General features: G+C 72.0%; 16 protein-coding genes. 2 read left to right on the forward strand and 14 right to left on the reverse strand.

Annotation, left to right across the window (positions count from 1 at the left end; genetic code table 11):
- Positions 1 to 49: 49 nt before the first annotated feature.
- The 14 genes from ACZ3J7_RS09395 to ACZ3J7_RS09460 form a co-directional block, all read right to left on the reverse strand.
- Positions 50 to 1462 carry a tyrosine-type recombinase/integrase gene (locus ACZ3J7_RS09395; protein WP_465618483.1) on the reverse strand — a complete coding sequence of 471 codons (1413 nt, stop codon included), beginning with the start codon at positions 1460 to 1462 and terminating at the stop codon, positions 50 to 52.
- 56 nt (positions 1463 to 1518) lie between these two features.
- Entirely contained in the window at positions 1519 to 1716 is a 198-nt protein-coding gene (locus tag ACZ3J7_RS09400) for a helix-turn-helix transcriptional regulator (RefSeq protein WP_465618485.1), read from the reverse strand.
- 169 nt (positions 1717 to 1885) lie between these two features.
- Positions 1886 to 3142, reverse strand: coding sequence for a DUF3631 domain-containing protein (locus tag ACZ3J7_RS09405; protein WP_465618487.1), 1257 nt, complete (start codon positions 3140 to 3142; stop codon positions 1886 to 1888).
- Positions 3143 to 3188: 46 nt separating this feature from the next.
- Positions 3189 to 4085, reverse strand: coding sequence for a bifunctional DNA primase/polymerase (locus ACZ3J7_RS09410; protein ID WP_465618489.1), 897 nt, complete (start codon positions 4083 to 4085; stop codon positions 3189 to 3191).
- A 61-nt stretch (positions 4086 to 4146) separates the two neighbouring features.
- Entirely contained in the window at positions 4147 to 4740 is a 594-nt protein-coding gene (locus ACZ3J7_RS09415) for a hypothetical protein (RefSeq protein ID WP_465618491.1), read from the reverse strand.
- A gap of 173 nt (positions 4741 to 4913) precedes the next feature.
- A complete protein-coding gene (locus tag ACZ3J7_RS09420) occupies positions 4914 to 5036 on the reverse strand; it encodes a hypothetical protein (protein ID WP_465618493.1) in 123 nt (40 codons plus the stop codon).
- Positions 5033 to 6034: a hypothetical protein gene (locus ACZ3J7_RS09425; protein WP_465618495.1), complete on the reverse strand. Its 1002-nt coding sequence runs from the start codon at positions 6032 to 6034 to the stop codon at positions 5033 to 5035. Before ACZ3J7_RS09425 ends, ACZ3J7_RS09420 begins: the two co-directional genes overlap by 4 nt.
- A gap of 5 nt (positions 6035 to 6039) precedes the next feature.
- Entirely contained in the window at positions 6040 to 6447 is a 408-nt protein-coding gene (locus ACZ3J7_RS09430; protein ID WP_123817927.1) for a hypothetical protein, read from the reverse strand.
- 21 nt (positions 6448 to 6468) lie between these two features.
- Entirely contained in the window at positions 6469 to 7266 is a 798-nt protein-coding gene (locus ACZ3J7_RS09435) for a hypothetical protein (protein WP_465618497.1), read from the reverse strand.
- 153 nt (positions 7267 to 7419) lie between these two features.
- Positions 7420 to 7611 (reverse strand): hypothetical protein, encoded by a 192-nt coding sequence (locus ACZ3J7_RS09440; RefSeq protein WP_465618499.1) that lies wholly within the window; start codon positions 7609 to 7611, stop codon positions 7420 to 7422.
- A 1-nt stretch (position 7612) separates the two neighbouring features.
- Positions 7613 to 7849: a hypothetical protein gene (locus tag ACZ3J7_RS09445; RefSeq protein ID WP_465618501.1), complete on the reverse strand. Its 237-nt coding sequence runs from the start codon at positions 7847 to 7849 to the stop codon at positions 7613 to 7615.
- Positions 7846 to 9210, reverse strand: a complete 1365-nt coding sequence (locus tag ACZ3J7_RS09450) for a DUF2637 domain-containing protein (RefSeq protein ID WP_465618503.1) — start codon at positions 9208 to 9210, stop codon at positions 7846 to 7848. Before ACZ3J7_RS09450 ends, ACZ3J7_RS09445 begins: the two co-directional genes overlap by 4 nt.
- Positions 9211 to 9293: 83 nt before the next feature.
- Positions 9294 to 9713: a WhiB family transcriptional regulator gene (locus ACZ3J7_RS09455; RefSeq protein WP_465618505.1), complete on the reverse strand. Its 420-nt coding sequence runs from the start codon at positions 9711 to 9713 to the stop codon at positions 9294 to 9296.
- Positions 9695 to 9946 carry a hypothetical protein gene (locus ACZ3J7_RS09460; RefSeq protein ID WP_465618507.1) on the reverse strand — a complete coding sequence of 84 codons (252 nt, stop codon included), beginning with the start codon at positions 9944 to 9946 and terminating at the stop codon, positions 9695 to 9697. Before ACZ3J7_RS09460 ends, ACZ3J7_RS09455 begins: the two co-directional genes overlap by 19 nt.
- Positions 9947 to 10552: 606 nt before the next feature.
- Here ACZ3J7_RS09460 and ACZ3J7_RS09465 point away from each other — a divergent pair.
- Both ACZ3J7_RS09465 and ACZ3J7_RS09470 read left to right on the forward strand, forming a co-directional pair.
- Complete coding sequence (locus tag ACZ3J7_RS09465; RefSeq protein WP_465618509.1) at positions 10553 to 11401, forward strand: GntR family transcriptional regulator; 849 nt, start codon at positions 10553 to 10555, stop codon at positions 11399 to 11401.
- On the forward strand, positions 11398 to 12090 hold the full coding sequence (locus ACZ3J7_RS09470) for an HAD family hydrolase (protein ID WP_465618511.1): 693 nt from the start codon (positions 11398 to 11400) through the stop codon (positions 12088 to 12090). Before ACZ3J7_RS09465 ends, ACZ3J7_RS09470 begins: the two co-directional genes overlap by 4 nt.
- Positions 12091 to 12260 lie beyond the last annotated feature (170 nt).

A 12260-nucleotide genomic window follows, 5' to 3' on the forward strand; every position in this document is an offset into this window, starting at 1 on the left:
GCCCTGAGTCATTCCGTGCCGGGCTGTCCCACCGCTGTGCCGCCTCCGGTCAGTGTTCGTGGGCCAGCTGTGGGCCGGATCCGAGCCCGTACTCCGTGCTCAGGAACTTCTCGATCAGCTCGTTGGCCTGCTCCCGCCGACCGTTGAGCACCTTGGCGTAGAAGTGGAACAGCACCGCCACGCTGTGGCCGGCCCGGTACGCCACCTCGGCCGGGTCGACCCCGGAGACGATCCAGCCCGACACGCAGGTCGCCCGCAGCTTGCCCGCCGTCTCGGCCAGCGGGGTGTCCACCTGGCGTGGCGTCAGGACCAGCCCGCGGGCCTCCTTCCACACGTCCGAGTACTCCTTGGTGGACACCAGCCCGCCGGTCGCCGACTGGAACAGCCGACCGTCCAGCCCGAGCCCGAACTCCTCGATGTGTGCGCGCAGCCGCTGCACGTAGATCGGCGGGATCGGCACCGTCCGGGTGGAGTTCCGGGCCCGGTGCTTCAACCCGCGCTCCTCGTACGTCTTGCCGTCGTCCGTCCACCGCGACCCGACCCGCGGCGAGGTCTTCGCCAGCACGGCCGACCCCCAGCCCTCGGCCGGCAGGTGGCAGTCCTCCTGCCGGAGGTTCACCGCCTCCGAGGGCCGGGTGGCGATCCAGTTGGTCGCGCCGTACAGCGTCGACATGTGCCGGCCGCGGACGCCGAGCGTGGCGGTGGCGTCGACCAGCTCCCGTGCCTGGCGGGGCCCCGGGACGTAGCGCCAGTCGATCTCGGAGTCGGTCTCCGGCGGGGACCAGTCGATGAAGGTCAGCGGGTTGGCGGGGAAGAACCGCCGCTCCACCGCGTAGCGCAGGGCGCCGCTGAACGTGGAGTACTTCCGGCGGATCGTGTTGTCCGCAGCCCGGGTGCCGTCCAGCTTCAGGGTGATGGCGGTCAGCGCCTCCCGGATCACGTCCGACTCGTCCAACCGCGAGATGGGCACGGACCGTTCGGCGACCCACTTCAGCGCTGCGGCGATCTCGGGCGGCGGATCGCCTTTCTGCGGTGAGCAGTTGAACGCCCAGCAGCTCAATGCCCGCCGCAGCACCCGGGCCGGCGGACCATCGCGCGGGTCCGTGACCAGCGCGGGCGTGAGCGTCGCCAGGCCGTCCGCCCGCGCCGAGCGCTCCTTCGCGGAGTCGTCGGGCCACTTCATCGAGACGTGCTTCACCGCGTGGCCGAACCAGGTCTCCTCCGGCGGCGCGTCCTTCGCCCGGAGCGCCTCCAGCTCAGAGACCGGCAGGCCGGTCTCCTCGTCGAACTGCTCGCCGTTCTTCATCGCCGTCTTCAGCTCGGACAACCGGCCGATGGCCAGCGTCTTCGTCACGTAGCTCTTCGAGTGGGGTACCGCTCCGACCTTCCAGCGGAGTTCGAACGGGCGCCGGCGCCCCTCGCGCTTGCGGATCGTGTAGAGGCGGACGTCATAGGTCAGCAAGAGGTACTCCTGAGCGGGGCCCCGGCAACTCCGGGGCCCCGCGAGTCGAGGGGTGGTCAGGCGGCGGTGCTCTGCTCCTGCGCGCGCCACCAGGCGTCGAGGTCGGAGCGGCGTACCCGGAGCTGGCCGTTGGGCAGCTTCAGCGTTCGCGGACCCCTGCCGCGGGCCACCATGCGGTAGAAGGCCGAGCGCGACATGTCGAGCTCTTCGAGGACGGCGGCGAGCTTGAGCTTCTCGTCCCGGTTGACGGGCATGTGCGGCTCCTCATTTGGTGATCCTGGGCTTTCGCCTTCTCGTGCTGAGGTCCGCTACCGCCGCTACATCCGCTACCTCCCTGGTCAGAGGCTTGCGTCGGGTAGCGCTTCGCGTAGCGGTAGCGGATCGGTGCCGTTCCCGGGCGGTGCCGGGAACGGCGGGTGATCGCTATCGGGCGGAGCTCTGCTCGGCGACGGAACCCGGGTCGGCATCCGCTACCGCTACCGGTTCCGCTACCGGGAACAACGGCCTGACCTGCGCGGTAGCGGCGGAAGCGGAAGTAGCGGACGCCTCGGGGGTGGGCTGGCAGTAGCGCGTCCAGGCATCGGCGAGGTCGGCGGCGTAGTAGCCCTTGGCGACGGACTTGGAGCCGGTCTTGATGTTGCGGGGCTTGATCGGGTCGCCGTCGGCGTTGACGTAGTCGCCGAGCATCCGGGCCAGTGCGCGGGCGACGATGGGCTTGCCGTCGAGGTCGGCCCACGGGGCGTCGTCCAGCTCGGCGAGCCTGCCGAGCAGGTCGGAGGTGAGCATCCGTTCGGCGGGCCCGAAGAGGTCGCGCAGATCGGTGAGCAGGCGGATGCCGACGCTGCCCTTGTCGTTGGCGCGGGCGGCGGTGACGAGCTGGACGCAGGCGGCGCGGGCGCGCGCGGGCCAGTGGCCGCCGGCGGCGTCGGCGACGGCGAGCAGGGGCTCCCAGACGTCGGCGGGGCGGTCGCTGATGCCCTCGGGCAACTCCGGCCAGACGTCCTGCATGCTGTCGCGCACGCTCTCGGCCCAGGCAGTCAGGCGCACGCGCAGGGCGTGGCCCTCGGCGGCATGGACGCGCTCCCGGAAGGGCTCGACCCTCTCGTTGGGTGCGCGCCGGCGCATCCGGATGATGACGGACCGGCTCATGATCGTGTCGGGTAGGTCGCCGAGCCCGCCCATGGCGAGGGCGGCGTAGACGGGGAAGCGCTGGACGGTCTGGGAGTTGCCGTCACCGACACAGCGCAGGACGACGCCGGAGCGGCGGTGGCCGGAGTTGATGAGCCCGCGCAGGTCCTCGTTGCCGGCGGCCTTCGGCCCGAAGGTGGTGTCGACCTCGTCGAACAGCACCGTCGGGCGGGACTCCGGGTCGGAGACGGAGCGGAACAGCGCGGCCGGCGAGACGTCGGTGGTGAGCATCGGACGCGGGGTCAGCGTCTCGATGATCTCCAGCGCGCGGGTCTTGCCGGAGCCGGGCTCCGGGGAGAGGAACGCGATGCGCGGGGTGGACTCGAACGCGTCGAGGAGGTGGGTGTGGGCGACCCACAGCACCACGGCGACGAACGCGGCTTCGCTCGGGAAGACGTTGAAGCGGCGGTGGTGGGCTTCGACGGTGTCGAGGAGCGCGGCGCCGTCCTCGGGCTGGTCGGGGGCGGTCTGGGGAGAGGCGGGTTCGGTCATTGGGGTGGACTCCTGGGGTGTTCGCGGCGGGCCGTCGGGCCGCTGGTCAGGCGGCGGTGCCGGCGGCGTCGAAGCCGCGGGTGACGGCGCGGGCGGCGTAGTCGTCGGGGACGCCGACCGAGGTGGCGGCGGCGATGAGGTGGGCGGCGATGGTGCTCAGGCCGCAGGGCCCGGGGCAGTGGGCGTGCTGGGCGGCGAGGAAGCGGGCGACACCGAAGGTCTGCGATCCGGCCCCGGACTCGGGCAGGGCGCGGATCTTGGCAAGGCCGCGGCTGAGCCCGTCGGTGACGTAGCGCTCGGTGTGGCGGCACCCGGTGGCGACGTGCCGCGACCACGGGGCGGGGGTGGAAGAGGCCAACCGCCCCCCGATCGGGGCGGGGTTGGCCTCTTCAGCCCGGACCACCAGCGCGCGGACGGCGTCGGTGAAGCGGGCCATGGTGCCGCTGCCGGGGCCGAGCCAACGGGCGTACTGCATCAGCGACTTGACGTCCACGCCAGGTCGCACGCCGTTGGAGGAGGGCATGGCGCCGAGGTAGATCCAGTGCTCGCCCCGGGTGGTCACCACGGTGCGGGTGGGCGGCATGTGCGCACGGGCCCAGGCGACGGCGTCCGCGTGGTCGAGGTCGAGCACGGTCAGGCCGGCGCCACCCGGGTGGTAGCCGACGGCGCGGGCCTCGCGCCAGGCGTCCAGCCACGGCCGGGACAGGATCACCTCCCGGTCGGTGCTGGCGGCAGCCCAGGCGTGGCACGGCCTCGGGCACTCGCAGGGGCCAGGGCTGCGCATGTTCGGCCGGCCGCCGCACCGGGAGCGGGTCGGGCTGATCTTCTCGCAGGCCCGGCAGTTGCCGAGGGGCACCTTGCCCTCGCGCAGCGGCAGCACCGGCACGCCCGCCGCCGCGAGCCGGAGCGCGTCGGCGACCAGGTGGTGCGTCGGGTCGGTCATCCGGAGTCCTCCCAGACCGACCGGCGGGCCGGTCGCACCGGCACGGGCCAGGCCCCGGTGCTCACCGCCAGGCCCCGGCGAGGAGGTCGTTGACCAGGTGGGCGTGGTTGTTCGTCCAGGCCGCCAGCGCGGTGACGGCGTTCTTGGCCTGGGCGGTCATCTCCCGGCCCGGCTCCGCGACGGTCGGCGTCACGAGGAGGTGCCCGGGGACGGGCAGCAGGAGCGAGGCGGTGACGAGCAGCTCGTTGCGGCCGGTCGGGCGGGGCTCGGTCAGGGCGGTGAAGTCGCCGTCGGTGGCCCACACGTCGCGCTGCCAGTCCGAGAGGCGGTGGTCGGGTCGGGCGGCGAGCTGGTGGTGACGTAGGGGGACGTCGACGCGCACGGCGACCTGGTCCATGTCCTCGCCGTGGCTCACAAGGGTCAGGGAGTGCAGGTCGGGGCGGACACGGACGTAGCCCGGCGCCATGACCGGGCCGGTGGCGATCTGCCAGGCGGCGAACACGAACTCCCGGGCGGAGAGCGGGGCGCCGTCCTCGTGCAGCAGGCCGGCGTTGTAGCCGAGGTAGGCGCCGAAGCGCGAGAAGCCGTCGGAGGCGTCGCGCCGGTCGGCGACGTCGTCGGTGTAGGCGAGCACAGAAGGGTCGAAGGAGGGCATGCTTGTCCTTGTTCGTCTCGTACGGATCGATGGCCCCGCAGCAGCCGACGAGTCCGCCAAGATCTGGCGGCTGCTGCGGGGTTTCGTGCTTCCTACCGGGCTGTCCGGCTCAATCCGCCCAGCAGCCTTCGCTCAGGCGGGTGTGGGACGGAACGGAGCCCGGTGCAGGCCGGTCAGTCCTCGTCGCCGAGGGCGTAGTCCCAGCCGTCGTGGTCGTATTCGGCGTCCGTGCCGCGGCAGCCCTCGCAGGGCTCGGTGTGGCCGGCGGTGGGTGCCCGGCCGGGGGAGAGGATCACGCGGCGGTGCTGTGGACGACGATCGTCCGGGCGGGGTTGTCGGGGTCGGCCTGTAGGACGAACCCCTCCCGGGTGGACCACGTCTGCGTGTTGTTGGCGTTGTTGTTGTTGCTCTGACCTGCGACAACAACGGGGTACGGGGCGCCCTCGGAGGGGGAGGGGAGCGGGGGCACGTCGTCGCGGTGGATACCGGGCACGCTGACGCCGTCCACCCGGACCCCTCCGCGGACCTCCACGCGGGCCTCCTGGAGGAGCGCGCGGACGGCCTTCCCGGACCGCTTCCAGCGGGGGTGTTCGGCGGCCAGGTGGGCGGTCACGGCGGTGAGCGCGACGTGGGTGCCGGCCGCCCCCAGGAGGGCCACCGAGAGGCGGGCGTCGGCGGCGGTCGGGGAGGTGCTTCCCAGGGGCACCGGAGTGGGCTTCTGACAGGGCACCGGGGCGGGCTCCTCCTCGTCCTGGCCCTCCCCGGTCTCGGGGGCTTCCTCGGTGGTCTCCTTGGCGGCGCAGTCGGCGGCCTCGGTGGCGGAGGGGGCGTGGATGAGTGCGGCGATCCACCACACCCCGATCAGGAGGCCGACGCCGGGGCCGATCAGGGGCCGGGCGAGCGACCAGACGAGCGGGCCGCCGACGATCAGCAGCAGGGCGCCCGCGCCGGCGGCGTCGCCGAGCTTGCTCCGCTTCTCCTTCCGGGCGGCCTTGGCCTGGTCAAGTTCGAAGGTGCGGGCGGCCACGGCGGCGGCCTCCCGCGCCTGGACGAGCGCCACCTTCTTGGCGGGGTCGGGTTCGGCGGCGACCTTCTTGGCGAACTCGGCGTCGGCGTTGGCGGAAGCCTGGGTGGTGAGCTCCGCCTGCTTGGCCTTGAGCTGGGCGGCCTCGGTCCGGCGGGCGCGCTGGGGGGCCGTCAGCTTGCGGACCAGGACGGGCGTACCGGTGAACAGGCCGGTCACCGGCCACACCAGGACGTTGCGCAGACCCTCGGCGGGGATGATCTTCTCCACGCCGGTCAGCCGATGAACGAGGTGATCAGGCCGGTCAGGACGGACGCGGGCAGGGCCCACAGACCACCGGCGGCCGCGAACAGCGACGGGGCGACGGCGCCGCACAGCGCGTCCTTCCACGGCCGGGGCTTGAGCCCGAACACCGCGATCGTCAGGACGGCGGCGGTGGCACCGGTCTGCCAGTCCCCCAGCGCCGCGTTGCCCTGGAAGGACTCGGACAGCTGCTGCCCGATCCCGGCGAGGTTCTGGAAGGCCGTCCCGGCATTCGCCGAGAGCAGGCCGATTCCGAACGCCCAGTAGGGGACGTGGTCGTCCTCCACCTTGATCTTGTTCTTCCCGCGGACACCGACGTACAGGTACATGGTGGTGACGGTGGCGGCGCCGCCGGTGCCGAGGGCGATGAGGCTGCTCATGGTGAGTCTCCTAACGGGCAGTCAGTGCAGGGGGAGGCGGGTGAGCAGGCCGAGCAGGTGGTCGACGCCGGTGGCGACGGCGAGGCCGGAAGCGACGGGGACGCGGAGCAGGAGCATCAGGACCAGCGCCCAGCCACGGACCTCGCTGACGCGCTGGCGGCCGCCGTCGCGGGCGTAGAGGTCGAGGGCCAGGCCGAACGCGGCCACCAGCAGGCCGACGAACGGGCCGCCGACGGAGATCAGCGGGACGAACCCGACGGCGTAGCCGCCAGTGGCGCTGATCGCGGTCAGCACGCACCAGCGCCTGAATTGGCGGGTGCGATCGCTCGGTCCGACGGCGCGGGCGTCGCGCCGGCGCTTGCGGCGGGCCCGGAGTGACGCCTCGCGCTTGTCGGCCAGCTGCTGCTCGCGGTGGCGCCGGGTGCGCTGCTCGGGGGTCTCCCCGGCCGCCTTGAACATCGCGTCGCGCTCGGCCCGCTGGGCGGCGGCCAGGGTCTCGAACTCGACCTGTTGACGGGCGGCGCGCTGGGCCTCGGTCTCGGTGAGGAACTGGCCGATCTGGTCGCCGACCTGCGAGGCGATCAAGGCGGCCTGCTGGGAGAACAGCTTCCCGGCCGGGGCCCAGAACGTGGCGGCCATCTGCTCGACCGACGGCGCCTCGGCGGGGCCGGCGCCGACCGGCACCGGGGTGTACACGGGGACGTCCGGCTCGATGGGCTCGACCGGACCACCGCGCCACCACTGCTGGCCAGCGGGACCCGGGTCGGGGCCCGGCACGCCGACGGTGGGCGGCTGGGCCGGGGGCGGGGGGATCGTCATCGCGACCGCCGGACCGCGCAGATGAACTTCAGGGCGAAGCCCAGCATCAGGGCGGCGTCGGCGACGAACAGCAGCAGGAGGAACAGGTTCATGGCGTGCTCCCAGGTCAAGAAGGGTGCGCACCCCGGGTGGTCAGGGGTGCGCATCTGCGGGTCAGGACGAGGAGGGGCGGCCGAACGGCCAGCCGCGGGCGGGCTTCGGGGCGGCGTCGAACACCTCGCCCGTGCGGGCGTCGCTGGTCGGCGCGGCCTTCTTCGTGGCGCCCTCGTAGGCCCGGTCGTAGAACTCGTCGGAGTCTCCGTCGCCGTTCTGGCGCCGGGCGTTGGCGGTCCACCAGTTCGGCATGTCAGCGGCCCCCGATGAACCGGCCCCGGACGGCGAGGATGTCGCCGTCCACCTCGGCCAGGAGGGTGTAGGTGCCGCCGTCGCCGGTCGTGCCGGCGTCGCTGGTGCGGCACCCCTTGCACCACTTCGACCGGATGACCTCGGCGAGTTCCCGGGTGCTGATCGGCTCGGCGGCGGTGTAGCCGCCCCGGGACTTTGTGATCATGCCGATGATCGGCAGCGAGCGGAGGGCGGTCACTTCGACCCACCCCCCAACAGGCGGGCGGCGGCAGCCTCCGTGGCGGCGGCGCGGTAGCCGACGGCGATCAGCCCGGCGGCGTCGGTGCGGCGCTGGGAGGCGGTGGCGAGGGAGACGTCGAGGGCGTCGGCGATGGTCTGGAGAGTGACGGCCTCGGGGTTGCCGCCGACGGCGAGGATCATCCGGGCGACCTTGCGGGTGGCGCGGGCGGCGGGCGTCAGCTTCGCCGCGTCCTCCGCTTCGACGGCGCGCAGTTCGGCTTCAGCGGCACGCTCGCGGGCTTCAGCACCGCGCCGCAGCGCTTCGGCCCCGGCCTGCGCGTGCTCGGCGCGGGCCTGCCTGGCGGCGGCGGTGTCGCGCTCGGCTTCGGCCGTACGGCGCTCCGCTTCAGCGGCGGCCTTTGCCGTTTCGGCGGCTCCTAGGCGAGCCTCGGCGGCCTGCTGCTCGGCCGTCGCCGCGGCCAGCTCCTCGCTGGCCTGGTCGAGGCGCTCGGCGGCCTCTGCTTCACGGTCGGCGGCGAGCTTGCGGGCGGTGGCGTGGGCCTTGGCGGTCGCCGTTTCGGCGCCGACCTCGTACCCGGCGGCCTCCACCCGGCCCGCGGTGCGGAGCTTGGCGATCTCCAGCGCGGCAGCCCGCTCCTCGGCCCGGGTAGCGGCCTCGGCCTCGAACTCTGCGGCGCGCTCGACCCGCAGGCGGGCGCGTTCGTCGGCTTCCTGCGGCAGCGCCAGGGCCTCGTCCACACCCATGCCGAAGCGCTCCATCACCAGGGGAAGCAGCAGCTCAGCGGGCGCCTTCCTGAGGCCCTTGCCGTAGTCGCGCTCCAGCATCACCCGGTAGACGGTGCGCTCGCGCTCCAGCTCGATCGCCTGACGGTAGGAGTCGATGCCCCACAGCCGCATCCGCCGGTACATCGCGAACGACGGCCCCGGGGCGAGGAGCCAGCGGTGCAGCGGGACGCCGTCCCGCTGGTGGCCGGCCTCGATCCGGGTGATCCGGATGACCAGGCGCCGCCCGGCCTCCACCACCGCGACGAACATCACCGGGATCACCGCGTGCATCGCGGTGCCGGTCGGATTCGCCAGCGGCGGCCCGGCGGAGGCGGCGTTGAAGTAGATCGTCGCGGCGGTGAAACCGTGCGCCAGGAGCCGCAGCATCGGCCACGGCGTGCCCTTGCGGATCAGGTGCAGATCCATCGCCAGCAACGCCACGATCCCGGCGTCCACACCCACTGGGAACGCATAGCTGAAGCCGCCGAAGCGGTGGTCGAAGCCGAGGTCGCGCAGCGCGGTGTAGGAGCCGCTGAAGCCGATCCCGGCCAGCGCCACCGCACCGACCGCCGCCACGATCGTCAGGCCCAGCATCAGCCTGTCCGAAGCCGCCGAGTGTGTGGTCGAAACGGGAGCGGCCGGCGCCGAAGGGAGGAGACGCGGAAAAGCCGACGCGCTCACGCCGTACCTCCGAGCCCCGCCTCGGTGGCGGCCTGCTCGCGGCGCCAGCGGCTGCGCAGTGGGGCAATCGGTTTCTTGAGCTGGCGGCGTTCGTCGGCGGTCAGCCCGCCGAAGATGCCCGCAGGTTCGTCCCGCTCCAGCGCGTCTTTCAGGCACAGCAGCCGCACCGGGCACCCGGCGCAGATCATCTTCGCCCGGCGCTCCGCGAACTCGAATGCGCACTCCCCTGCGGGGGCATCCGGATCGACCTCGGGGAAGAACAGGTCCGGGTCAACGCCCTTGCAGGCCGCGCCCGGCAGAGAACCGCCGGTCGGCGCCGCGAACTGGAACGCGACGGCGACAACGTGCGGGTGGCGGGTGCCGCGCAGGCCCCGCCGGTGGACTCGCTGCCCGGCCATCACGCCGCCGCCTTCCACGCCCGCACCCGACCGCGCTCGGCCCTGGCCCCCATCAGCCGACGGGCCACGCTTCGGGCGGTGAAGTCCAGCTCCCGCAGCACCTCCCGGGCCACGTCCAGGCGGGCTGCCGCCTCCTGGTCGCTCTCACCCTCCACCCCGGCGAACAGCTCGGCGTCCACGCCGACGCCGAGCGCCAGCTCCTTCAACTCCCGGGCCCCAAGGGGCCTCTGCCCTGCGACAATCAGTTTCACGGGTCTACCTCTCGACTTGTAGGCAGGCCCGGGGGCCGCCGCGCCTTCCTTGGCCGGAGCGCGGCGGCCCCACATCGGGCCCGGACCACTCGGTGCATCACGAGCAGCCGCGGCACCCGACACGCGCCAACCACCCACCAGAGGGCGGCAGTTGCGTGCCGAGCACCGTGATCACTCATGGGCGATCAGAAGCGTTTAGCCCCACCGGCGATCAGTGGCGGGGCCGGCGTAAGTGCGGCCCACGGGGCCCGTGACGGTCTTGAAAGTCCATGGGCACCTCCTTCTCGGCTCGAATGGACACGGGAACAGCACTGCAAGGGGGACCACGTCCCCACGCTCCGGCCGTTGCTCGCGGTCACCGGGCCACCTCGCCAGTCGGGTCCGAAGCCCCTGTCCCCTGGCCTTTGCGGAGATTGCAGCGTCCTCCGCCTCAGCTCGCGCCCAGGAAAGAGCGCGTTCGTGCAGCTCAGGGCAGCCCAAAGAAGGCCACTCTGTGTCGCTCCTGTCTCACCGTGTGGCGACATGCACAACATAGGCAACCTGCTTAGGCAGGTCAAGAGGGTTGGGTTTCTCGCGCATGTTGGGCACCCGCCCTAGGATTGCTCCATGAGCCTTGACCCGGATGACTCCCGGCCGCCGTATCAGCAGGTCAGCAGCTCTCTGCGAGCCTCGATCCTGACCAAGAGGCCGGGTTTCGAGACCGGCGACAAACTCCCGTCCGGCCCTGAACTCGCCAAGCACTTCGGCGTTGCCCGCGGCACCGTCGACAAGGCTCTCGACCTGCTCAGGCAGGAAGGGCTCATCGTCACCCGGCAGGGCAGCGGCTCATTCGTCAGGGAGCGGACGTCCCGCCCGGTCGGCCTCCGGCCGCACCTCGAAGCCGCCTTCGAGCATAAGCACGTCACGCTCGACTTTGCCGGCTTCTCCAGCGAGACCCTGCACAACGCCCTGACCGAACCGCTCGACAAGATCCGGAGCGGCCGGCTCGCACCCGAATCCATCGCGGTGCGCCTGCTGCTGCCCGACACCTCGGCCCCGATGGCCGTCCCGGTACTGGTCGACGGCCTCCAGGACGAGCCGGCCCTCCGCGAGCGGGCCCGCGACATCGCCCTCACCAACGCCAAGGGCATCGCCCACTCCGTCGAGGTCCTGGCGGAACTCGGCCTCGTCCAGTCCGCTAGCGTCGAGGTCAAGGTGCACCGGGCATCGAGCCTGTTCAAGCTCTACATCCTGAACCGGGCCGAAGCGTTCTTCGGCTTCTACCCGCTACGCGAGCGAACCGTGGCGATCGACGGCGACTCGCACACGTTCTTCGACATCACGGGCAAGGACACGACCCTCTTCCACCACGCCGTGGGCCCTGACGACTCGTCGCTCGGTTCCCAGTACGTGCAGCAGGCCCAGACGTGGTTCGACAGCGTGTGGTCCACGATCGCCTACGAGCGCCAGCCATGACCGAAACGAACGCTTCCCTCGCGGACCTGCTTCGCCCGGTCAAGCACGTGCTGCTCGACTTCGACGGCCCGGTCTGCTCCGTGTTCGCGGGCTTTCCCGCGGCTGACGTGGCACAGAGCCTCCAGCAGGCGCTGGCGTTCCTCGGCTGGAAGATGCCGGCGGAGGACCAGGTCGAAACCGACCCGCTGGCTCTCCTCCGCCTCGTCGCGGAGCACCGCTCGGACCTCGTCTCGCCCGCAGACCGGCGACTCACCTTGCTCGAAACCGAGGCCGTGCACTCCGGGTGCCCGAACCCCGGCGGCGAGGCGGTCCTGCGGGCCTGCGCCGAGTCCGGACGGGCGGTGTCGATCGTCAGCAACAACGCCACCTCGGCGATCGAGTCCTACCTTGCCGCGCACGATCTCGACCGATACGTCGCACGGACCATAGGCCGGACGCCAGGCGACCCGACATCCATGAAGCCGAGCCCCCGACTCCTCTTTGAAGCCATGGGAAGCGATGCCGGGACCGGAAGCTTCATCTTCGTCGGCGACGCGGTGCGCGACATTGAGGCCGGTCATGCGGCAGGTGTTGGAACCATCGGCTATGCAAATAAGCCCGGCAAGCGTGAACGACTTGAAGGCGCTGGTGCTCTCCTGGTGGTCGACTCGATGGACTCCATCGCAACTGCCCTGAGCACCAGCACATAGGCGAAAACAGACCGGGCAGCTCAGTGATGGCGAGGTTGGACGGAGAACCAACCCGGAGAGCCAAACACGGAGGTCATCGGCCCAGGAGGAGCGAAGGTGTTACGACTTTCGCTACTTCATCAAGGGCGCAAGCGCGCCGCGCGAGGCCTCAGCCGCTCGCCGTCGCTCCT

This window comes from Kitasatospora sp. NPDC015121 (assembly GCF_055562955.1).